The following is a 21947-nucleotide window of genomic DNA, read 5'->3' as shown; positions in this document are numbered from 1 at the left end:
CGCTCAGGGGATGGGCGTGTCGCCGGCCGCAGTGGGGATGAGTGAGAGCCCCAGATTCAACGGCTGGCGCATGTCCGGCGGTGGTGCGACGGGCAACGGCGCAGCACTGAGCAGCGCACGCAGCTCGGCATCTGCCGCGGCATCGCCCAGTGACGCGAAGCGGCTATCGATGATGTTGCCGGTGGCATCGATCCACAACGACACGGTCAACGCGGCACCCGGATCCTTGCGCTCGGCAAGACGGGCCTGCAACCGCTCCACGCGCGGATCGCCGGTGTTGCTCAGGCGCTGCGAGAGCGCCTCACCCGACTGCGCGGCATAGGCCATCCAGTGCGCAGGCGCGGCATCGGCGGCCGTCGCGGCGCCAGCAACGACCAGCCCACCCAACACGCTCCAGCGGCGGGCCCGCTGCCACCATCGGTGCAGCCGCTCTTTCCACCCATACGTATGTTCCGCCACTGCCGTCATGCTGCCCGTCCCCGAAATGGAACCGGGCCGCGCAGGGCGGCCCGGTGGGCGATTACTGTGCGACCCGTCCGTGACAGGACGATGGCGGGCGATGCCGCTCAGTACGATCCGTCGAAGGCGAAGATCGGCTTGCGCTGCTTCCACAACCCGGCGGTGAAGTCAGGGAACTCCAGCGTCTGGAAGCTGTTGGCGATGGACTGCTCGGACAACGGCGTAATCGCGCTCCAGGTGATCGCGTCGTAGATGTCGATCGGCATCGGTGCCTTGGCCTTGAGGGCCTCCACAAAGGCATGGATGACGAACCAGTCCATGCCACCGTGGCCGGCGCTGGCAGCGGTATCGGCATGCTGCTTCCACAGCGGATGCTCGTACTGGTCCTGGTAGGCCTGGAACGGTTCCCACTTGTGCGGCGGGCTGCGGCCTTCGATGTGGATGGACTGGTTCACATCCATCCACAGGCCCTTGGTGCCCTGCACGCGGAAGCCCATCGAGTACGGGCGCGGCAGCGAGGTGTCGTGCTGCAGCAGGATGGTCTCGCCGTTTTCGCAGGCCAGGGTGGTGGTGACGATGTCGCCGAGCTTGAAGGCTACCTTGGTGCTCGGGTGGGTGGTGCCACCGCTCTTGGCCACGGTGTACTCGTGCAGCCCACGTGCCTTGCTGGCAAATGCGTTGATGTGGGTGAAACGGTTGCCGCGATTGATGCCGGTGTACATCGCGCACGGGCCGATGCCGTGGCTGGGGTACAGCTCACCGTTGCGCTTCACCGAATGCTCGGTGCGCCAGCGTGCTTCGGACCAGCCCTTGGCACCGAACTCCACGCCGCTGTCATACGGCTGGCTGGGGTCGCCGGAATTGAACTTCACCCCGCGCAGGTCGTGCTGGTAGCCGCCCTGCAGGTGCACCAGTTCCCCGAACAGTCCCTGGCGCACCATCTGCAGCGCGGCCATCACGTCGCGGCGATAGCAGACGTTCTCCAGCAGCATGTACGGCGTGCCGGTGGACAGCTGGGTCTTGAGCACGTCCCAGTGGTCCTGCAGGGTGATGCCGGCGACCACTTCGCAGCCCACCGCGACCTTTGCCTGCATGGCCGCGATCGCCATCGGCGCGTGGTATTCCCAGGGCGTGGCGATGACCACGCCATCCAGGCCGCGCTGCTCGATCAGCCGCTTCCAGGCGTTGACGTCGCCGTCCTGACCATACGCCTTGGGCGCCGGCTTGCCGGCCTTGGCGACCATGTCCATGCCGCGCTTGAGCATGATCGGCTCGATGTCGCACAGCGCGACCACCTCCACGTCATCGCGGCGGACCAGTTCCTTCAGCAATACCTGGCCGCGCATGCCGGTGCCGATCAGGCCCAGCCGTACCTTGCGACCGCGCGCCCAGGCGGGCGTGTTCGGCAGCAGGCTGGTGGCGGCGACGGCCGCGCTGGCGGCGATGAATTCTCTGCGTTTCATGGACAGTACCTCGTGTGAAGATCGCGCCGGCCAGGACCGGCGCGAGGGGAGCATCAGAACTTGTAGCCGACGGTCAGACTGTAGCCGCGACCGAAGATGGTGGCGTAATCGCTGGAATCGCCGAGGAAGCTGTTCGGGTCATAGAACGGCAGGCGGTCGAAGAGGTTCTTGATGGTGAAACCGACGTTCCAGTGGGCATCCGGGCGCCAGGCCACGCTCAGGTTAGCGGTCCACCACGACGGGGCGCCATCGCACTTGCTCTGCTCCACCGGCAGGTAGCCGGCGGTGCAGGTCTGCGGGTTGTTGTCTTCCTCGTCGATCTGCTGCAGCGCCCACTTGGTGCCGCCCACGTAATTGACGAAGACGCTGGTGGTGACCTGCTTGTAGCTCCAGTCCGCGTTCAACGTGGCGCGCAGGCGCGGGTTGTTGTAATAGCCGACCAGGTCGCCGTAGTACCAGCCGCTTTCATCATCCAGGTAGGAACGGTTGCGGTTGGCGATGGTGGCGGCCACGCCGATGTTGAGGTTGCCCCACTCGCCCAGCGAGAAGCGGCTGCGGGCGTCGATGTCGAAGCCGTCGATCAGGGTCTTGCCACGGTTCTTGTACTGGCCCACCACGCTGGCCACGTTGCCCACGCTGTAGCCGGGCAGCGTGCCGGGACAGGCGACGCCGCTGGCCGGGTCGGCGCACATCGCCGCCAGCGCCGCCAGGTTGGCGCGGTCACTTTCGGTGATCGGCGAACGGGTGGAAGAGATGATGTCTTCGTCGCGGGTGAAATCCGGGGCAACGATTTCATTGCTGCGGTAGATGAACCAGTAATCGGCCGACACCGAGAGCCACTGCGTCGGCTCGTAGACAAAGCCGAGGGTGGTGATTTTGGCCTTCTCCGGCTTCAGGTCCGGGTTCGGCTGGGTCATGCGCGCCACGGTGCGGCTGCAGTCGGTATTGAGCAGGGACTTGCCCAGGTCCACGTCACCGCCGCGCTGCGACCGCAACAGCAGGTTGGCGATCGCGTTGGTCTCGTTGCAGCGCACTTCATCGCGGTAGCCCCCCAACTGGGCGAACACGCCGCCGTTGCCGGACTCGGCCAGGCTGGGCGCGCGGAAGCCGGTGGAGTAGGTGCCGCGCAGCATCAGCTGATCGAACATCTGGTACTTCAGGCCGATCTTCGGGGCCAGGTTGGCGCTGAAGTCCGGGTACTTGTCCACGCGCAGTGCGGCGTCCAGTTCCAGCTTCTCGGTGAGCGGCGCCACTGTCTCGGCGAACAGCGCATAGGTGTTGCGCTTGCCGTCGAACCACGAGCCGCCCTGCTGGGTGATCAGGCCGTTGGCCGCATCCGGGTTGCCCGGGGTGTAGAAGGTTTCGCGGCTGGCGTTGAAGCCGAAGGCCGCACGCACTTCACCGGCCGGCATCTGGAACAGCGGACCTTCGATCTTTCCGTCCAGCGTATGCAGGCGCGTCCAGGACTGGATGTCGAAGGTGGGGAACGCTTCGCGGATCAGCGCGGCGTTGGCCTCGCTGATCTCACCGAATTTGTACGCCGGGTGATCGGAAATGATGACGCGGCCGGTACCAGGATCGACGGAATACGGGCCGAAGGCCTTCTCGAAGCCGGCCAGGTTGACGTTGGTGGTCTGGTAGGTGACCGAGTGGCTGCCGGCGGTGGCGAAGGCGGTTTCCCAGTTCCAGTCGCCGACATCACCGCGCATTCCGGCCACCACCCGATAGCTCTGATCGGTGTTGCGCTGGCCGAAGTGGTTGGCGCCCACGTCCTGCAACAGGTACTGCAGGCCGACCACGCCGCCCATCAGTGCCTTCAGTTCGGGCGAGGCGTTGTTGTATTCGTTGTTCGGGCCCAGGTACGGATACAGGAACTGGTTGACCGTGGTGCCGGTATTGCGCGAGAACCAGCTGGTCGGGTTGCCGGTGGTGGTGCCGTAGGCACGCGGCGTACCGCCGTTGGCGGTCAGGTCGATGTCGGTGTACGTGGCTTCGGCGAAGGCTTCGGTGCTGTCGCCGATCAGGAAGTGGGCGTTGACGTAGGCGGTGTTGCGCTCGGACTTGGCGCCGGCGTCGATCTCGTTGTTCATCCACGTCTCCCAGATACAGCGCGGGCCGGCCGCTTCGCTGGTGAGTACGTTGTTGCAGCCCGGGGCGGCTTCCTGCACGCGGCGGCCGGTGACCGGATCGAAGGCGAAGTAGCTGCCCGGGTTGAACTCGCCCGGCTTGCTGCCGGTCCCCAGGCGCAGGTTGGGCAGGTAGTTCGGGTTGTTGACGTAGTACTGGTCGGGCCGCTTGTCGTAGAAGTCGCTCAGCGGAATCGCATCGCGCCGGTACAGGTTCACCGAGGCGTAGACGTTGTAGCGGTCTTCATCCAGGTCGCCGAAGCCGGCGGTGATGCTGCCCTGGTGTTCGCCGTAGGAGCTGATGCGCGAGGATTTGTCCGTGGTGAGGTTGATCTCTGCCCCCTGGTAGGAGCGTTTGGTGATCACGTTGATCACGCCGGCCACCGCATCGGTACCGTACACCGCCGAGGCGCCGTCGGTCAGCACTTCCATGCGTTCGATCGCTGCGGCAGGGATCGCATCGATGTTGACGAACTGGGTCTGGAAGCCGGCCGGCGCGCCGTAGTAGGACAGGCGGCGGCCATTGAGCAGCACCAGCGTGCCCTGTGCGCCGAGGCCACGCAGGTTGGCCTGCGAGGCACCATCCGAACCGGTGAACAGCGAGCGCGAGTCCTGCTGGCCCGGCCGCGCGGCGGGCAGGTTGTCGAGCACCTGCAGCAGGGTGCGCGCGCCCATGTTCTCGATGTCCTGCTTGCTGATCACCTGCACCGGCGAGGCAGTTTCCACATCACTGCGGCGGATGTTGGAGCCGGTCACCTCGATGCGCGACAGCTCGGTGGCTTTCGTATCCGGCGTTGCGTCCTGGGCGCTGGCACTGCCGACCACCGCAACGGCCAGGCCGAGTGCGATGGACAAGGGGGTGGCGGTGATGCGGCGATGGCGATGGCGTTCGGTCAACATCTTTGGCTCCTTGTTCGATCCGCAGCGTGGGGCTGGCGGTGGATGGGTGTTTTCGGGCAAACGTCCCCCGTGCCGCGGCCAGACGGCCGCAGACGGGAAACGGGAGAGAGCTGTTTTTCTGAAAGCGTGTTTCTTCGGTTACGGCGACACGATGCTGGCGGTATCGCCCTCCTGTCCGATCAGGGCGGCATTGGCCCAGTTGCCACAGACCTGCGCGGGTCGATCGCCCTGCGCCCCGAGCGTGCGCAGGCTCAGCCGCTGCAGGCCGCGCACGTCCAGCTCCGGTTTGACCACGCCGGGTGCGTTGACCAGGCCGCTGTCGTACAGCAGCCGACCGTCACCCCACACCTGGAACTGCATGCCGCCCGCGGTGCGGCACTGATCATCGATGCCCAGGTCGGCGCGCAGCAGGCGCCAGCTGCCCGTGAGTTCCAGATCAATCCGGCTGCTGGCATTGACGCCCAGGCCGCGGCGGAAATGCAGACCGTTCATGCGCATCTCGGACTGCCCACCCAACGCGTGGTCGGCAGCGACGCTGGCCTTCAACGGGGTCGGCATGGGCAGCGCGGAGAGATACAGCTGCTGCACCGGGCCTTCCGGCTGCGGATGCTCCAGCACGTGGAACGTGGACAGCACGATCGGGCCGACATCGCGCGGCTGCAGCGCATCCACCGCACGCGCCACGCTGCCCTGCGCCGCGGTCACCATCGGGTCGGCAGCGCTGGCACCGTCGCCTTCCGGGTTCTGCGTGCTCAGCACGCGGAAGCGCAGCAGGCGGCCTGCGTGGGCGGGGAAGTCGATCTGCTGCATGCCCTGCTGCAGGGTCAGGCGACCGCGCTTGATCGGTTCGCCCCACTCGCCGTTGCTGTCGGCCATGTAGATCTCGTAATCGCGGATCTGGCCGTTCTTCCAGTGCGGGTCGTTGCGCGGCGCCAGTTCGATGCCGTCGATCAGCTTGCGTTCGCCGAAGCCGAGCACCCACTCATGCGCACCGGTCTTGACCGCCTGGTTGCGCACGGTGCGGAACCACGTGGCCGGATCATCGTCGAAGGCTTTCTCCATCTCATAGCCCTGCTCCTCGGCCGGCCGGTTGACCACCAGCAGGCTGTCGGAGGGCAGCGCGCGGCCCAGTTCCGGTGCGGCCGGGAAGGCATCGTCGGCCGGTGCGGCGGCGATCGGCAGATCCAGCTGCAGCGTGAGTGCCTGGCGGATGTCGGTCGGCGCGGTGCGCACGTGCAGGGTGCCGCGGCGCTCTGCCGCATCGAAGTACCAGCCCTCGCCCGCACCTTGCCACGCTGCCTGGTCGGCCAGCATCGGCAGCGCGCGTCCGCCCAGCGTCACCGTGGCCGGGCGCTGGCGGCTGAGCACGCGCAGCGCATAGCGGCGCTGCGGCAGCTGGCCGGCGTACTGGCCCTGCACCGGATCGATGCGCACCTGCACCGGGCCAGTGCCCTGCGCCGGGGCCTGCACCGTGATCGCCTGCGTGCTCGATTCGCCTTTCTCATAGCGGCGGGTGGCGCCATCATCTTCGTACAGCGTGTACTGCGAGGTGCCTTGCGGGTACAGATCGAAGGTCACTTCATCCAGCGGCTTCTCACCGTCGTAGAGCATCGCCGGGTACATCGGGATGATGGCGCCGGCGCGCACGAACACCGGGATCGTGGCCAGATCGACCGGACGATCCAGCGAGCGCCCCTCGGCGCCGGCCTGCAGCTGGCGGCCATCCCAGTAGTCGATCCAGCGGCCCTGCGGCAGGTGGATGTCGCGGCGCCAGCCACGGCTCGCGGCCTGGCTGCGGTACACCGGTGCGATCAACAGCTCGCGGCCGAGCAGGAACTGGTACTTGTGCGCTTCGGTGTAGGCCTGCGGGTCCTGGGGGTAGTCCCACATCAGCGCGCGCAGCAGCGGTGCACCGCTGGTCGCTGCATCGTGTGCCAGCCCGTACATGTACGGGGTCATGCGCATCTTCAGCTTGAGGTAGTCGCGGTTGACGCTGCGGTAGGGCTCATCGAACCACCACGGGTGCTTGCGCGCATTGCCCGACCAGCCGGACATGCCCATCAGCACAGGGGTGAAGCTCTTCCACTGCAGGTCGCGGGTGAAGGTCTCGGCGCTGCCGCCAAAGATCGCGTCCACGTCGCCACTGGCGTAGGCCATGCCGGACAGGCCCGAGCCGATCAGGGTCGGAATGTGCCAGCGGATGTAATCCCAGCTGCTGCTCTGGTCGCCGGTCCAGGCCACCGCATAGCGCTGGATGCCGCCCCAGCCCATCACCGTCCACAGGAACGGGCGCGAATCTGAGTTGTCCATGATGCCGTTGAACGCGGACTGGTTGGCATCCATCGCGAACTGGTAGCCCTTGCCGGTCCAGGCCACGTCGAGCTTCTGCACGCGGCTGCCGGCGGTGCCCACTTCCCAGGCGATTTTGTCGACGCCGTTCTCGGTCCACAGGCCGGTCTTGAAGCCGTACTTCGCCAGCCCCTGCACGGTCTCGGGCAGCTTTTTGTAGCCGCAGCCGTAACCATCGTTGGGAAGGATCCAGCCCCCGGGCATGTCGTGCTCTCGGTACTGCCTGGCCACGCTGTCGACCACGTCGGGCGTGGTGCCGGTCGGGCCGTCGCTCCAGCCGTCGGGCACGCTGCCCGGCTTCTTGATGTTGTTGCCATCGTTGTAGCAGTCGGCGTCGCCATAGGAGAACGCCCAGCGCGGCAGCAGGCCGGCGCGGCCGGTCAGCGTGGTGTAACGGTCCAGCAGCGTATGCAGGCTCGGCCCGACGAAGTAGTACGCATCGAAGCGGTCCTCGCGGTGCAGCAGCGTGGCCTGGTCGGCCTGGCGCAGATCGTAGGTGCCGTCGCTCCACGTGTTGCGCAGCATGCCCCAGCCCCGCGAGCTCAACAGCATCGGCGCCGGGTTGGGGCGATCCCCCTCTTCCCAGCCACCGGAGTACGACACCTCCAGTTCGCGGCCCTTGAACTCGAAGCGCCCGTTCTGCTGGCCACCACCGTAGAAGTGCTCATCGCTTTCGCTGGAGAGCACCTGCACGCTCTGGTCCTTGTCCAGGTCCAGCGGCTGCAGTTCGCGCCACAGCGCGACGTCGCGGTCGCCCTCGCGGCGGACCAGCGACAGGCGCAATGGTTGGCGCTGGATGTGCAGGACCAGCGCATCGGTGCGGATGCGCACCTCGTTGGCATCCTCTTCCAGTTGGACGGCGACCTTCGCGGGCGGCTGCGGCAGCACGATCGGGGCGGCCTTGTCGCCGGCACCGGTCAGCGTGCCGTTGCGGCCGGCGCGCACGCGCAGGACGTCATCGCGCAGCAGGTCCACGCGCAGCGTGGCGCCGGTATCCGTGCTGAGTGTCCAGCCGGCGGTGCCGTCTTTGGCGGGGGCGGCGGTGATCGCACGGAGGTTGCCCACCGGCTCAGCGTGGGCGGTGGCAGCCAGAGCCACTGCGGTGAGCAGTGCGATCGTCAGACCAGTGCGTCGAAACCGGAAGTCCACCTTGCCCCCAAGCCCGCGGTCAGCGGGAAACTGAAACCAGTGCGGCCGACTCTAGGGCACGGTCTCGAAAGATGTCAACAAATTGCAAAGAAAAAGAAAGGATATTTTGGTATAAACGAAAGATTCGGCAACGCCGCGCTTTCCAAACCCCACCTGAATACGCATTTTTGGAGTGCTGAAACTGTGGTGCAACGCGGCATTCGCGCGCATCTCCCGCCGGTCAACCCCGAATGAAAGACGAAAACTGTGACCGACAGACCTTTTCTTTATCTTTCGATATTTGACATTTCGAAAGAAAACGCAGAAGGTGCGGTCGCCCAACAGGAATTGCGAATGGACGCTTCTCTGCTCCCTGATTTGCCCACGTGGCAGCGCCTCGGTGGCGCCTATACCGCCGAAGAAATCGCCCAGCAGCCCCGCTTGTGGGCCGCGCTGGCGAGCCTGCTGGACGCTGCGCAGGTACGCATCAATGGCTTCCTCGGGGAGGCCCTGCGCGATCCCGACCAGTTGTTGATCTTCACCGGCGCCGGCAGCTCGGGCTTCATTGCCGAGATGGTGGCCGACCAGATCAATGCGCAGTGGCCGGCGGAGGTGCGCGCTGTGCATACCACCAGCCTGCTGACCCATCCGGCGCTGTACCTGCGCCGCGAGCGCCCGACCCTGCTGGTGTCGTTCGGGCGCAGCGGCTCCAGCCCGGAGAGCGTGGCCGCGGTGGATCTGGTCCGCGACCAGGTCGAGCACGCGCGCTTCGTCGATATCACCTGCAATGCCGAAGGCGAACTCGCCAAACGTGGCCACGGCCGCAGCGATACGCTGTCGCTGCTGATGCCGCCGGCCAGCTGTGATCGCGCCTTCGCCATGACCAGCAGCCTGAGCTGCATGCTGCTGGCCGCGCTGAGTGCGTTCGACAGCGCCCCGTGGGCAGCGCGCCTGGAGCGTCTTCGCACGTTGGCCAGCCATGGCGAGCGTGCGCTGGATGTCTGGGATGCCGCGGTGGCGGCCTTGGCCCAAGCGCCGTATTCGCGCGTCATCTATCTCGGCAGCGGTCCTCTGGAAGCCGTCGCCCGCGAAGCCGCGCTGAAGGTGCTCGAACTCACCGCCGGCCGCGTGCTGGCACTGGCCAATACACCGCTGGGGTTCCGCCATGGGCCCAAGTCCACCCTCAACGGTGAAACGCTGGTGGTGATGCTGCGCAGCGCGCAGCCGCTGGCCCGCCGCTACGAGCAGGACCTGTTGCACGAACTGCGCCGCGACGGCATCGCCGGGCGGGTGCTGTCGATCGGGCCGGACGACGCGGACCGCGCCGACGGCGACTTCGTCCTGGCCGCACCTGCACTGCCCGATCCGTGGCTGGCCCCGCTGTGGCTGCTGGTGCCGCAGTGCTATGCGCTGCAGCGTTCGGCCGCGCTCGGCATGACCCCGGACAATCCCTTCCCCGACGGCACGGTCAACCGTGTGGTGCAGGGCGTGACCATCCACCCCCACGGCTGAGCACGCATGCAGACCTGGTATGGCATCGACATCGGCGGCACCAAGATCGAACTGGTCGCGTGCGACGCCACGCTGAGGGTGCACCACCGCCAACGCGTGGCGACGCCGACCCGCGACTACGCCGCGTTCCTGCAGGCGATCGTCGATCTGGTCGCCGCGGCGGATGCCGCGCTCGGCCAGCGCGGCCTGGGGGTCGGCATCGGCCTGCCCGGCGTGCGCGATCGCGTCAGCGGCCGCCAGCTCAGTGCCAACGTGCCCAGCCTGACCGGTCAGACCGTCGGTACGGACCTGCAGGCACGCCTGCAGCGCCCGCTGGAGCTCGGCAATGACCTGCAGTGTTTTGCCTTGTCCGAGGCCCATGACGGCGCCGCCGCCGGCTACCCCAGCATGTTCGGGGCGATCCTCGGCACAGGGGCCGGCGGTGGCTTCTGCGTCGGCGGCCGGCTGATCGCCGGTCACAATGGCATCGCCGGCGAGTGGGGCCACTGGAGCCTGCCCGCCACGCTGCAGCAGCGCCACGACCTGCCCGTGCTGGACTGTGGCTGCGGCCTGCGCGGCTGCCTGGAGCGTTACGTGTCCGGCAGCGGCCTGGCGATGATCCATGAACGCCGTGGTGGCCACGCGCTGGACGCCGCCGAGGTGGTCGCACGGGCCCAGGCCGGCGATGCGGTCGCGCAGCAGGCGCTGGCCATCCACCGCGACCTGCTCGGCTACAGCTTCGCCAGCCTGATCCTCGCGCTGGACCCGCACGTGATCGTGCTCGGCGGTGGCCTGTCCAAGCTGGAACAGCTCTACCGCGACCTGCCTGCCGCGATCGCGCCCTACCTGTTTGCCGGTGTGCGGGTCCCCCCGATCCTGCCGCCCACCTTCGGCGATGCCGGCGGTGCGCGGGGCGCGGCACTGCTCGCGCGCCAGCACTCCCCCTCCCCCTGAACACTGTTGTTACTGGAGTTGCCATGTCCGCCGTCCAATCGTTGATCGCCGCCCATCGCCAGGGCCACCCCGTCGGGCTGTACAGCGTCTGCTGCAGCAACGCGCAGGTGCTGCTGGCGGCGATGCAGGTCGCGCAGCGTTACGACACCCTGCTGCTGATCGAGGCGACCTCCAACCAGGTCGATCAGTTCGGCGGCTACACCGGCATGACCCCGCCGCAGTACCGCGACTACGTGCTGCAGCTGGCACGCGATGCCGGTTTCCCGGCCGAGCGGCTGGTGCTCGGTGGCGACCACCTCGGTCCGAACGCCTGGCAGAAGGGCCCGGCACAAGCTGCAATGGCAAACGCGCGCGAACTGATCGCCGCCTACGTCGCCGCCGGTTTCCACAAGATCCACCTGGACTGCAGCATGTCCTGCGCCGACGACCCGACCCCGTTGCCGGACGCCATCGTCGCCGCGCGCTCGGCCGAACTGGCGCGCATCGCCGAGCGCACGGCCGCCGAGCACGGGCTGCCACCACCGGTCTACGTGATCGGCACCGAGGTACCGATTCCCGGCGGTGAAGCCTCGCTGGCCGGCGGCCTGCAGGTGACCACGCCGGCGGCCGCAGCGACCACCCTGGCGATCCACCGTGAGGCGTTCTCCGCCCCGGACCTGCTGCCGGCCTGGGAGCGCGTGATCGCGATGGTCGTCCAGCCCGGCGTGGATTTCGACCACAGCAGCGTGCACTACTACGATCCGGCCGCCGCCACCGCGCTGTCTGCCTTTGTCGAGCAACAGCCGGGCATCGTGTTCGAAGCGCACTCCACCGATTACCAGACCGAAGCCGGCCTGCACGCGCTGGTCCGCGATCACTTCGCGATCCTGAAAGTCGGCCCGGCGGCGACCTATGCCTTCCGCGAGGCGGTGTTCGCGCTGGCGATGATCGAATCCGAACTGCTGCCGGCCGCGCAGCGCTCGAACCTGATCGAGGTGCTGGACCGCTGCATGGTCGACGCACCGGGCAGCTGGCGCAGCTACTACCAGGGCGACGAGCACGAACTGCGCCTGCTGCGCGCATACTCGCTCAGCGATCGCAGCCGCTATTACTGGGGCGAGCCAGCGGTACAGGCTGCGCTGGACACGCTGGTTGCCAATCTCACCGCGCACGCGCCGCCGCAGATGCTGCTCAGCCAGTTCATGCCCGAACAGCTCAAGGCGATCGAGGCCGGTGAGCTGCGGCCGGCGCCGTTGGCGCTGATCCAGCACAAGGTGGCGCTGCGCCTGGCCGAGTATGCCCGGGCCTGCAATCGCAACTGCTCAGGGGCGGATAACGAAACCCGACAGGCCAAGGAGCTTTCGGAACGGTAAGCTTCGGCTTTCCCTTTCGAACGGAATCGCCCCCATGCGAAACACCCGGCAGCGCCGCCAACAGATCCTCCAGACCCTGGTCGAGCACGGCAACGTGCAGGTCAGCGAGCTGGTGGCGCGCTTTGCGGTCTCGGCGGTCACCATCCGGGCCGACCTGACCCACATCGAGTCGCAGGGGCTGGCCACGCGCACCCATGGGGGCGCGACGCTGGTGCGCACGCCGCCACAGGAACAGGACATCCACGAGAAGGATGCCTTGAACCTGCCGATGAAGGACCGGATCGGTATCGAGGCGGCCAAGCTGGTCAAGGCCGGCGACAACATCATCATCGACTCCGGCTCGACCACGATGACCCTGGCGCGGCACCTGCGCGGGCATCGCGACGTCACGGTCATGACCAACGGGCTCAACATCGCCTGGGAGCTGGCCAATGCGCCCGGCGTGGAGCTGCTGCTCACCGGCGGGTTGCTGCGCAAGCAGTCGCTCTCGCTGCATGGCAGCCAGGCCGAGGCGAGCCTCAACACCTACAGCTTCGACACCCTGTTCCTGGGCGTGGATGGCCTGGACCTGCAGTTCGGCCTCACCACCCACCATGAGGCCGAAGCCAGCCTCAACCACCGCATGGTCGAGCGCGCGCGCCGCATCGTGGTGCTGACCGACGCCTCCAAGTTTGGCCGGGTCAGCCTGCACCGCATCGCGCGGCTGGACCAGGTCCATACCATCATCACCGACGGCAGCATCGAGCCCGAGTACCTGGAAGGGCTGCAGCGGCTGGGCGTCGAAGTGATCATCGCCGAGTCCCCGCCTTGACCGAGTCCCGCTTCCTGCACGGCCGCCTGCTCACCGACACCGGTTGGGTCCGCGGCGATATCCATTTCGACCAGCGCATCACCGCCATCGATACGGTGCACGCCGATCCGCGCGGCGACAATGAGGTGCCGCTGATCCTGCCCGGCTTCATCGACCTGCATGTGCATGGCGGTGCCGGGGTGGACATCATGCAGGGCGGCACGACCGCGCAGACGGTGGCCCGCGCGCACGCCCGGCACGGCACCACCGCGCTGCTGGGCACCACCATGACCGCGCAGGAAGATGACATCACGCGCGCGCTTGAAGGCCTGTCCACCGCGATCGCCACGCGCGCACCCGGCATGGCCCGCGTACTCGGTGTGCATCTGGAAGGCCCCTTCATCAGTGCGCAGCGCCTGGGCGCGCAGCCACCGCTGGTGGTGGAGGCCACCCTGGCCGACGTGCAGCGCCTGCATGCGATCGCCCCGATCAAGGTACTCACTCTCGCCCCGGAAATCGGCCAGCACCTCGCGCTGATTCCCGCGCTCAGTGCGCTCGGCATCCGCGTGCAGCTCGGCCACAGCGCCGGCAGCTACGAAGACGGCGTCGCCGCATTGAACGCCGGTGCGGCCGGCTTCACGCATCTGTTCAACGGCATGACCGGCGTGGACCACTACCAACCCGGCATCGCCACCGCCGCGCTCGCGCACGCGCAGTACGCCGAACTCATTCCCGATCTGCAGCACGTGCATCCCGGCGCGATCCGCACCGCCCTGCGCGCGATCCCGCGTCTGTACTGCGTCACCGATGCGACCGCGGCGACCGGCATGCCCGATGGCGAGTACGCGCTCGGCGTACAGCGTGTGCACAAATGCCTGGGGTGCGTACGGCTGTCGAGCGGCTCGCTGGCCGGCAGTGCGCTGACCATGGACCAGGCGCTGCGCAACCTGGTCTCGCTCGGCCTGGACATCGCCGATGCCTCCCACCGGCTGTCGCGCTACCCGGCCGACTACCTCGGCATCGACGACCGCGGCCGCATCGCGACCGGCGCCTGGGCGGACCTGGTGGTGCTCGACCACGACCTGCGCGTGCGCGGCGTGGTGGTGGAAGGCGACGACATCGCGCTCGACTGAGCGTGGACTCCCGCGCCGCCATGGCGCACGCACTTGCAGACAGGACCGGCACGATGAACGACGTTTCCGCAGCCATGCCCGTGCACGCCGGCGCCTCCGCGCCGCGCTGGCCGGTACGCTATCTGTTGTTCATCGGCGGCATGGGGGGGCTGCTCTACGGCATCGACATCGGCATCATCGCCGGCGCCCTGCCCTATCTGGAGGCCACCGCCACCGCGAGCTGGCACCTGACCAGCCAGCAGCTGGGTTTCGTGGTGGCCGCGGTGCTGCTGGGCAGTGTGCTGTCTTCGCTGTTTGCCGGGATGGTCGCCGACCTGATCGGCCGCCGTGGCGCGATGCTGCTGGCCGGCGTGCTGTTCACCGCCAGCATTCCGGTGATGGCCCTGTCCGATGGCTATGGCGCGCTGTTGATGGGACGCCTGCTGCAGGGCATCAGTGGCGGGCTGATCGGCGTGGTGGTGCCGCTGTATCTGGCCGAAGTGCTCAGCCCGGAACGACGCGGGCGCGGCGCGGCGATGTTCCAGCTGCTGCTGACCATCGGCCTGGTGCTGGCTGCGGTGATCGGGCTGTACCACGCGCATGCCGTGGATGCCGCGACCGCCGCGGTGCGCCATCTGCCCGGTGCGGAGCAGCAGCGCCTGCTGTTCGACGTCAAGGACCATGCCTGGCGCACCATTTTCTGGAGCTGCCTGCTGCCCGGCCTGGTGTTCACCGGCGGCGTGCTGCTGATCAGTGAATCCCCGCGCTGGCTGGTGCGCCGTGGCCGCATCGAGACAGCGCGCCACGCCCTGCAGCGTACCGTCGCCGCGAGCGACGTGGAGCCGACCCTGCAGCGCATGCAGGCGCCGGAGGAGCTCCAGATCGGCCGCAACGGCAAGCGCGACCCGCTGCTCAGCCGCCGCTACGTGTGGCCGTTCGTGCTGGCCTGCCTGGTGCTGGCCTTCACCCAGGCCACCGGCATCAACTCGGTGCTGGCCTACGCGGTCAACATCCTCAACCAGGCCGGCCTGCCCGGCTCGGTGGCCAACGGCGCCGATGTGGCGATCAAGCTGCTCAACGCGGTGATGACCGTGGTCGCACTGGTGCTGGTCGACCGCAAGGGCCGCAAGTTCCTGCTGATGCTGGGCAGTGGTGGCATCACGCTGTCGCTGCTGGCGGCTGCGTTGTTGTTCGTGCAGAGCGAGCGCGGGCGGCTGGATGTGCAGGCCGCGCTGCAGCAGCAGGTGAGCGGCACCACCCTGTTGCTGCCGCTGGATGCCGCGCAATGGCAGCGGCTGGAGGGCAACGCCGGCGGCGCGCCGCAGCAGCTGACCGTGTCGTATGCCTACGGTGGCTTCAGCAACGTGCGCTCACTGCGCAGCGACAACCCGATCGACGCCACGCTGCAGATCCGTCGCGAAGACGCGGTGTCGGCCGACAGCGTGATCGGCCGCTTCTTCCGCACGCTGCATCTCAATCCTTTCCCGGATCCCGCCCAGGCCGCCAACGCGCCGCTGGTGATCGAACGTGCGGTGATCGGCCCGGTGCCCTCGCCCACCCACGGCTGGCTGGTCGCCGGCTGCATTCTGCTGTTCGTCGCGTTCTTCGCGGTGGGCCCGGGCGTGTGCGTGTGGCTGGCGCTGTCCGAGCTGATGCCGACCCGCATCCGCTCCAACGGCATGAGCATCGCACTGCTGATCAACCAGTTCGTCTCCACCGTGATCGCCGCGATCTTCCTGCCCGCGGTCGGCCATCACGGTTACGCCAGCATGTTCTTCTTCTGGGCCGGCTGCACGTTGCTGTATTTCCTGATCGCCGCGTTCTGGCTGCCGGAAACCAAGGGCAAATCGCTGGAGCAGATCGAAGCGAATTTCCGCTGAGGCCGTCAACAGCGGCGAGGCACTCAAGGCGCCTTGCCGGTGACCTCGGTATACAGCCGGTGGGCGTCGGCGGTGCTGTCCAGCCCGGTCACCTGCATGGACTGCGCGAAGGGGCCGGCGATGACGGCGACATTGAGGACCTGATCGCCGACGGTAAATGCCACACGCTTGGCGACGCGCGCTTCGGTCGCGGCGAGGATGCGCGGTGCCGCGGCCTCCGTAAAACGCAGGATCAGGGTCCCGTGTCCGGTAGACCCGTCGCTGCCCACGGCCACCGTGGCGATGTCGGCCGTGGTGATGAAGGCCGGCTCGATCAAGGACAGCGCGTTGCCGTCGCGGTCCTTGAGCGTGGTGACGCCGGGGTGGCGGGCATCCTCGGCCACCTCACGCATCTGGATGCGTGCGTTCGCCAGCGGTGCGACGCCCGCCGGCGTCTCGGACGCGGCGGGTGCGGGCGGCGCCTGGGTGCAGGCGCTGAGGCCGGCCCCCAGCGCCATCGTTACGATCAACAGACTGCTGCGCATGCGTGTCTCTCCATCAGGACGGGCACGAGTATCGCCGCTGCGCGTGCTCAGCGCAGGCGGCGGATGCGCCAGGCGACCATGATCTGCAGCACGCCGTAGAGCAGGCTGCCGATGCCGACCCACAGCGTGGTGACGGCAATGCCTGCCATCGGATTGGCCACCATCATCGCGCCGAGCACGATCGCCAGCACGCCGCTGAGGATCAGCAGCCACTCGCCCTGGATTTCCTTGCGCACCCGGATCGCGAACACGATGCGGTAGATGCCGGCGACGATCAGCCAGGCGGCCAGCAACAGGATCAGCACACTGGCCGTGGCCAGCGGGTTGAGCACGGCCAGCACACCGAATGCCACCGAGGCCAGCGCGTAGACCAGCAGCCACCCGCGCGGCACGCCACTGCGGCCAAACAGCGCGAACAGGCTGATCAGGCCTTCCACCAGGGCCATCACGCCGATCGCCCAGGCCAGTGCGGTCGCGGCCGAGAGCGGCCGTGCAATCGCGATCAGGCCGAAGACCACGGCGACCGCGCCGTACAGCATCAGCACCCACCAGCTGCGGCCGATGGCAGTGAGAAGCGGTGAGGTGCGCGGATCCGGCGGCAGGTTCATGGGACGTCCTTGCGAGGGTGATGACCGCCCGATGGTACGTCCTGGCAGCGTGCAAGGCGCGGCAACGGCGCTTACGGCACCCGCGCACAGACCCAGACCTGCATCGGGCCGGCACCGGCGTACTGCAGCGCGCGCAACGCGGCATCGGTGGTTGCCCCGGTGGTCATCACATCGTCGAGGATCGTCAGCCCGGCGGGTGGATGGCCGCGTACTGCGAACGCATCGCGCAGATTGCAGCGCCGGGCATCCGCATCCAGGTTCGATTGCGCCACGGTCTCGCGGGTACGCTGCAGCCCGTTCCAGAGCGGGCAGCACAGCCCGCGCGCCAGCGGCTTGCTCAGTTCCAGCGCCTGGTTGTAACCGCGCTGGCGCAACCGGCGGCGGTGCAGTGGCATCGGCTGCAGCGGCCCGGCCAGAAACGGCGGCACGCGCTGCAGCATGAGCTGCGAGAGCAACCGTCCCGCGGCCAGGTCCTGGTGGAATTTGAACCGGATCAGCAACCGGTCGATCGGCGGCGCGTACAGGAACGCGGCACTGGCCGCCGCCTGGCGGGGATACTCGTCCACGCAACGCTCGCAGTGATCCCCCGCTGCATCACCGGGATCGTTCGCCATCAACGGCAGTGCGCAGCGACGGCAGGCACGGTCGTTCCACGGTAGCGCCTGATGACAGGCGCGGCACAGATCCATCCCGTCCTCGCCCGGGCACTCGCAGACCAGGCAGCGCAGCGGCAGGATCTGCCAGCCGAGCCAGCCCAGGGCTCCGTAAACTTTTGATAAGGCCATATGGTTGACAGATGCAGGCAGCCTCACCAGACTGCCGCCCTTTCGTTCCACTATCTGTCAGGACACCCCCATGGCTTCTGTCATCCGACACGACTGGCACCGCGAGGAACTGCTGGCGCTGTTCGCGCTGCCCTTCCCGGTGCTGCTGCACCGCGCGGCCAGCGTGCACCGCGAGCAGTTCGATCCGGCGGAAGTGCAGGTCTCGACCCTGCTGTCGGTCAAGACCGGCGGCTGCCCGGAAGACTGCGCGTACTGCCCGCAGGCGCAGCGCTACAGCACCGGGGTGGATGCACAGAAGCTGATGGCCACCGACGACGTGGTCGCCAAGGCCCGCCAGGCCAAGGCGGCGGGCGCCTCGCGGTTCTGCATGGGCGCGGCCTGGCGTTCGCCCAAAGACCGCGATATCCCCAAGGTGGCAGCGATGATCCGCGAGGTGAAGGCACTAGGCCTGGAGACCTGCGCCACGCTGGGGATGCTCAGCGGCGAACAGGCCACCGCCCTGCGCGACGCCGGGCTGGACTACTACAACCACAACCTGGATACCGCGCCGGATTACTACGATTCGATCATCCACACGCGCCAGTACCAGGACCGCCTGGACACGTTGGCGCACGTGCGCGATGCCGGGCTGAAGACCTGCTGCGGTGGCATCGTCGGCATGGGCGAGACCCGCGAGCACCGTGCCGGCCTGCTGCTGGCGCTGGCCACCCTGCCCGCGCACCCGGATTCGGTGCCGATCAACCGGCTGGTGCAGGTGGCCGGCACGCCCCTGCACGGCACCGCCGAACTGGACCCGTTCGAGTTCGTGCGGATGGTCGCGGTGGCCCGCATCGCCATGCCCCGCGCGATGGTGCGGTTGTCGGCCGGGCGCGAGGCGATGAGCGACGAGCTGCAGGCGCTGTGCTTCCTGGCCGGGGCCAACTCCATCTTCTACGGCGAAAAGCTGCTGACCACCGGCAACCCGGACACCGAACGCGACCTGGCCCTGTTCGCGCGGCTGGGCCTGCGCCCGATGCCGGTCACGGTGGATGCCGACGGGCACGACCACCCAGGCACGGTCCACGCCGACATCACCGCCGGCGGCCGCGGCGGGCGGGCGGCCTGAGCCCCGAGCAGCGGGCCCGGCAACCGGGTACGCTAACGGCCCACCCGGACCCCCTGACGACCATGGCCCGCCCTGACCTGCACGACCGCATCCAGGCCCAGCGCAAGCTCCGCGACGCGCAGGGGCGCCTTCGCGTGCGCCGCGTGGTGAACCGGCGCGATGGCGTGCGGCTGGACGTCGATGGCCAGTGGCTCACCGGTTTCTGCAGCAATGACTATCTGGGCCTGTCGCAGCAGTTCGGCGTGGTCAGCGCATTGCAGGATGCTGCCGCGCGCGAAGGCACCGGCGCCACCGGATCGCACCTGATCTGCGGCCACCACGCGCTGCATGACGCGCTTGAACGGGAAATGGCCGATTGGCTCGGCTATCCCCGTGCGCTGCTGTTCGGCAGTGGCTTCGCCGCCAACCTCGCGGTGCAGCAGGCGCTGCTCAGCGAAGAAGACGATGTCTGCGTGCAGGACCGGCTCAACCACGCCAGCCTGCTCGATGCATCGCGCCTGGCCGGTTGCCGCCTGCGCCGCTACCCGCATCTGGATACCGAAGGCGCGCTGCGCCAACTCAAGCACGCGCCCAACGGCGCGGCGATGCTGGCCACCGACGGCGTCTTCAGCATGGACGGCGACATCGCCCCGCTGCGATCCCTGTCGCTGGTGGCGCGCATGCAGGAAGCGCTGCTGTACGTCGATGACGCGCACGGCATCGGCGTGGTCGGCGAACACGGCCGCGGCTGCGTGGCCGATGCGGGCCTGGGTGTGAACGATGTGCCGCTGCAGCTGGCCACGCTCGGCAAGGCGCTTGGCGGCAGCGGTGCGGTCGTGCTCGGCGACGAGGCGATGATCCAGCACCTGGCCGAAACCGCGCGCCCCTACATCTACACCACCGCCGTGCCGCCGGCGCAGGCCGCCGCCGCCCTGGCCGCGGTGAAGCTGGCCCGCCGCGACGACTGGCGCCGCGAAAAGCTCACCGAACTGATTGGCATCTTCCGCACCGGCGCCCGCCAGCACGGCCTGGAACTGATGCCATCGGATACCCCGATCCAGCCCCTGCTGTGCGGCGCCGAATCGACGGTGATGGGCATGTCGGCCGCGCTGGAAGCCGCCGGTTTCCTGGTCAGCGCGATCCGTCCGCCCACCGTACCGGAGGGCAAGGCGCGCCTGCGGGTGACCCTGTCCGCCCTGCACGCACCCGCCGAGGTACGCGCACTGGTCGATGCGATCGCGCACGCCCGCGACACCGTGGTGCAGCCGCCATCGCTGACTGCCCTGACCGCGTGACAGCGCTGGGTTGAGCATGCAGATCGATGTCATCGGCCAAGGCCCCGCGCTGGTCCTGATCCACGGCTGGGCCCTGCACGGCGGCGTGTTCGCGCCGTTGGTGGACCGCCTGTCGGCGCACATGCAGCTGCACCTGGTGGATCTGCCCGGCCACGGCGCCAGCCGCGATGACACCACGCCGCTGCGCCTGCCGTACGTGGTCAACGCCATTGCCGCCGCCACGCCGCCGGCGGTCTGGTGCGGCTGGTCGCTCGGCGGGCTGTTCGCGCTGCATGCGGCCGCGACCCTGCCCCAGGTGCGTGCCCTGGCGATGATCGCCGCCACGCCGCGTTTCGTGCGCGGCGACGATTGGCCGCATGCGGTGGAGCCGGCGGTGTTCGAACAGTTCGGTCAGGACCTCGCGCAGGACTATCGCGGCACGCTGGAGCGCTTCCTCGCGCTGGATGCGATGGGCTCCGAACACGCCCGCCAGGAACTGCGCACGCTGCGCGAGATGCTGGTCGCGCGCGGTGCGCCGGCCCCACGTGCGTTGCAGGAGGGCCTGCGCCTGCTGGAGAACACCGATCTGCGGGGCGCCCTGGCCCAGCTGGGCAAGCCCAGCCTGTGGCTGGCCGGCCAGCGCGATCGGCTGGTCTCGGCGCGGGCCATGCAGGCTGCCGCCGCGCTGGCGCCGGGCGCGCAGGCGCATGTGATCGCCCAGGGCGGGCATGCGCCCTTCCTCGGCCATACCGACGAAGTGGCCGCGCAGCTGCAACACTTTGTTGCCGCGCTGCCTTGACCTGTTCCGGCCGCGCATCGCCGATCATGTACGCCTGCCTTTCCCCACAGGACTGACCCCATGGATCTTGGAATCGCCGGCCGCTGGGCCCTGGTCTGCGCCGCCAGCAAAGGCCTCGGGCTGGGCTGTGCACGCGCACTCGCCCGCGAGGGCGTCAACGTGGTCATCGCCGCGCGCGGTGAAGCGGCCCTGGAACGCGCCGTGCTCGAACTGCAGGCCCTGCCGGGCGCACGCAGGGTGATCGGCGTGGTTGCCGACATCACCACGCCGGAAGGCCGTACCGCCGCGCTGGCCGCGTGCCCGCAGGTCGACATCCTGGTCAACAACGCGGGGGGCCCGCCGGCGGGCGATTTCCGCCAGTTCACCCGCGAGGACTGGATCGCCGCGCTGGATGCCAACATGCTGGCCCCGATCGAGCTGATCCGCACCACGGTAGATGGCATGATCGAGCGTGGTTTCGGCCGCGTGGTCAACATCACCTCTTCTTCGGTGAAGGCCCCGATCGACATCCTCGGGCTCTCCAACGGGGCGCGCTCCGGGCTGACCGGGTTCGTGGCCGGGCTGGCACGCAAGACCGTTGCCCACAACGTCACCCTCAACAATCTGCTGCCGGGCCAGTTCGATACCGATCGCCTGCGCGGCAACTTCGCGTACCTGGCGCAGCAGCAGGGCATCGATGCCGGCCAGCTGGCCGAGCGCAAACGCACGCATATTCCCGCCGGCCGCTTCGGCACCGCCGATGAGTTCGGTGCCGCCTGCGCCTTCCTGTGCAGCGCACAGGCCGGCTATATCACCGGGCAGAACCTGCTGATCGATGGCGGCGCCTACCCCGGCACCTTCTGAGTCCACCCGCACCACCGTTTTGAGCC

The 21947-nt window shown here is 68.3% G+C and carries 17 protein-coding genes; 10 read left to right on the top strand and 7 right to left on the bottom strand.

Annotated elements, in window-relative coordinates:
• Nucleotides 1-3: 3 nt before the first annotated feature.
• From ABE483_RS10705 to ABE483_RS10690, 4 genes are all read right to left on the bottom strand, one after another.
• Entirely contained in the window at nt 4-459 is a 456-nt protein-coding gene (locus tag ABE483_RS10705; RefSeq protein WP_346465729.1) for a hypothetical protein, read from the bottom strand.
• Between the two features lie 107 nt (nt 460-566).
• Complete coding sequence (locus tag ABE483_RS10700; RefSeq protein WP_346481653.1) at nt 567-1922, bottom strand: Gfo/Idh/MocA family oxidoreductase; 1356 nt, start codon at nt 1920-1922, stop codon at nt 567-569.
• A 53-nt stretch (nt 1923-1975) separates the two neighbouring features.
• The gene (locus ABE483_RS10695) at nt 1976-4948 is read right to left on the bottom strand and encodes a TonB-dependent receptor (protein ID WP_346481652.1); all 2973 of its coding nucleotides are present in this window, start codon (nt 4946-4948) and stop codon (nt 1976-1978) included.
• A 138-nt stretch (nt 4949-5086) separates the two neighbouring features.
• Nucleotides 5087-8446 carry a TIM-barrel domain-containing protein gene (locus ABE483_RS10690; protein WP_313219381.1) on the bottom strand — a complete coding sequence of 1120 codons (3360 nt, stop codon included), beginning with the start codon at nt 8444-8446 and terminating at the stop codon, nt 5087-5089.
• Between the two features lie 333 nt (nt 8447-8779).
• Here ABE483_RS10690 and ABE483_RS10685 point away from each other — a divergent pair, with 333 nt between their 5' ends.
• The 6 genes from ABE483_RS10685 to ABE483_RS10660 are packed head-to-tail and all read left to right on the top strand — an operon-like array spanning nt 8780 to nt 16004.
• Nucleotides 8780-9937: an SIS domain-containing protein gene (locus tag ABE483_RS10685; RefSeq protein ID WP_346481651.1), complete on the top strand. Its 1158-nt coding sequence runs from the start codon at nt 8780-8782 to the stop codon at nt 9935-9937.
• Between the two features lie 6 nt (nt 9938-9943).
• Nucleotides 9944-10870 (top strand): ROK family protein, encoded by a 927-nt coding sequence (locus ABE483_RS10680; RefSeq protein WP_313209336.1) that lies wholly within the window; start codon nt 9944-9946, stop codon nt 10868-10870.
• Nucleotides 10871-10893: 23 nt separating this feature from the next.
• The gene (locus tag ABE483_RS10675; RefSeq protein WP_346481650.1) at nt 10894-12222 is read left to right on the top strand and encodes a D-tagatose-bisphosphate aldolase, class II, non-catalytic subunit; all 1329 of its coding nucleotides are present in this window, start codon (nt 10894-10896) and stop codon (nt 12220-12222) included.
• A gap of 34 nt (nt 12223-12256) precedes the next feature.
• Nucleotides 12257-13033 (top strand): DeoR family transcriptional regulator, encoded by a 777-nt coding sequence (locus tag ABE483_RS10670; protein ID WP_123729905.1) that lies wholly within the window; start codon nt 12257-12259, stop codon nt 13031-13033.
• Complete coding sequence (gene nagA / locus ABE483_RS10665) at nt 13030-14145, top strand: N-acetylglucosamine-6-phosphate deacetylase (protein WP_313209342.1); 1116 nt, start codon at nt 13030-13032, stop codon at nt 14143-14145. The genes ABE483_RS10670 and nagA overlap by 4 nt, the downstream gene beginning before the upstream one ends.
• Nucleotides 14146-14198: 53 nt before the next feature.
• On the top strand, nt 14199-16004 hold the full coding sequence (locus ABE483_RS10660; RefSeq protein WP_346481649.1) for an MFS transporter: 1806 nt from the start codon (nt 14199-14201) through the stop codon (nt 16002-16004).
• A 23-nt stretch (nt 16005-16027) separates the two neighbouring features.
• On the opposite strand, the gene ABE483_RS10655 is transcribed toward ABE483_RS10660, so the two are convergent.
• The 3 genes from ABE483_RS10655 to ABE483_RS10645 form a co-directional block, all read right to left on the bottom strand.
• Entirely contained in the window at nt 16028-16528 is a 501-nt protein-coding gene (locus tag ABE483_RS10655) for a hypothetical protein (RefSeq protein ID WP_346463366.1), read from the bottom strand.
• Between the two features lie 47 nt (nt 16529-16575).
• Nucleotides 16576-17136, bottom strand: coding sequence for an HdeD family acid-resistance protein (locus ABE483_RS10650; protein ID WP_313209348.1), 561 nt, complete (start codon nt 17134-17136; stop codon nt 16576-16578).
• Between the two features lie 71 nt (nt 17137-17207).
• The gene (locus ABE483_RS10645) at nt 17208-17921 is read right to left on the bottom strand and encodes a ComF family protein (RefSeq protein ID WP_313219373.1); all 714 of its coding nucleotides are present in this window, start codon (nt 17919-17921) and stop codon (nt 17208-17210) included.
• 70 nt (nt 17922-17991) lie between these two features.
• On the opposite strand from ABE483_RS10645, the gene bioB reads away from it, so the two are divergent.
• From bioB to ABE483_RS10625, 4 genes are all read left to right on the top strand, one after another.
• A complete protein-coding gene (bioB, locus tag ABE483_RS10640) occupies nt 17992-19026 on the top strand; it encodes a biotin synthase BioB (RefSeq protein WP_346481648.1) in 1035 nt (344 codons plus the stop codon).
• Nucleotides 19027-19088: 62 nt separating this feature from the next.
• Nucleotides 19089-20300 (top strand): 8-amino-7-oxononanoate synthase, encoded by a 1212-nt coding sequence (gene bioF, locus ABE483_RS10635; protein ID WP_313219369.1) that lies wholly within the window; start codon nt 19089-19091, stop codon nt 20298-20300.
• Nucleotides 20301-20316: 16 nt separating this feature from the next.
• Complete coding sequence (gene bioH, locus ABE483_RS10630; RefSeq protein ID WP_346481647.1) at nt 20317-21078, top strand: pimeloyl-ACP methyl ester esterase BioH; 762 nt, start codon at nt 20317-20319, stop codon at nt 21076-21078.
• A 60-nt stretch (nt 21079-21138) separates the two neighbouring features.
• Nucleotides 21139-21921 (top strand): SDR family oxidoreductase, encoded by a 783-nt coding sequence (locus ABE483_RS10625; protein WP_313209358.1) that lies wholly within the window; start codon nt 21139-21141, stop codon nt 21919-21921.
• Nucleotides 21922-21947 lie beyond the last annotated feature (26 nt).

It is taken from the genome of Stenotrophomonas sp. TWI602 (assembly GCF_039674045.1).
GTDB lineage: Bacteria > Pseudomonadota > Gammaproteobacteria > Xanthomonadales > Xanthomonadaceae > Stenotrophomonas.
This window is presented reverse-complemented; position numbering and strand designations above follow the sequence as displayed.

What these genes read in the sequence shown, in the direction of transcription:
- ABE483_RS10700 (WP_346481653.1), bottom strand. Translation starts at nt 1,922, where the DNA reads ATGAAACGCAGAGAATTCATCGCCGCCAGCGCGGCCGTCGCCGCCACC.
- ABE483_RS10695 (WP_346481652.1), bottom strand. Translation starts at nt 4,948, where the DNA reads ATGTTGACCGAACGCCATCGCCATCGCCGCATCACCGCCACCCCCTTG.
- ABE483_RS10685 (WP_346481651.1), top strand. Translation starts at nt 8,780, where the DNA reads ATGGACGCTTCTCTGCTCCCTGATTTGCCCACGTGGCAGCGCCTCGGT.
- ABE483_RS10680 (WP_313209336.1), top strand. Translation starts at nt 9,944, where the DNA reads ATGCAGACCTGGTATGGCATCGACATCGGCGGCACCAAGATCGAACTG.
- ABE483_RS10675 (WP_346481650.1), top strand. Translation starts at nt 10,894, where the DNA reads ATGTCCGCCGTCCAATCGTTGATCGCCGCCCATCGCCAGGGCCACCCC.
- ABE483_RS10670 (WP_123729905.1), top strand. Translation starts at nt 12,257, where the DNA reads ATGCGAAACACCCGGCAGCGCCGCCAACAGATCCTCCAGACCCTGGTC.
- ABE483_RS10660 (WP_346481649.1), top strand. Translation starts at nt 14,199, where the DNA reads ATGAACGACGTTTCCGCAGCCATGCCCGTGCACGCCGGCGCCTCCGCG.
- ABE483_RS10655 (WP_346463366.1), bottom strand. Translation starts at nt 16,528, where the DNA reads ATGCGCAGCAGTCTGTTGATCGTAACGATGGCGCTGGGGGCCGGCCTC.
- ABE483_RS10650 (WP_313209348.1), bottom strand. Translation starts at nt 17,136, where the DNA reads ATGAACCTGCCGCCGGATCCGCGCACCTCACCGCTTCTCACTGCCATC.
- ABE483_RS10645 (WP_313219373.1), bottom strand. Translation starts at nt 17,921, where the DNA reads ATGGCCTTATCAAAAGTTTACGGAGCCCTGGGCTGGCTCGGCTGGCAG.
- bioB (WP_346481648.1), top strand. Translation starts at nt 17,992, where the DNA reads ATGGCTTCTGTCATCCGACACGACTGGCACCGCGAGGAACTGCTGGCG.
- bioF (WP_313219369.1), top strand. Translation starts at nt 19,089, where the DNA reads ATGGCCCGCCCTGACCTGCACGACCGCATCCAGGCCCAGCGCAAGCTC.
- bioH (WP_346481647.1), top strand. Translation starts at nt 20,317, where the DNA reads ATGCAGATCGATGTCATCGGCCAAGGCCCCGCGCTGGTCCTGATCCAC.
- ABE483_RS10625 (WP_313209358.1), top strand. Translation starts at nt 21,139, where the DNA reads ATGGATCTTGGAATCGCCGGCCGCTGGGCCCTGGTCTGCGCCGCCAGC.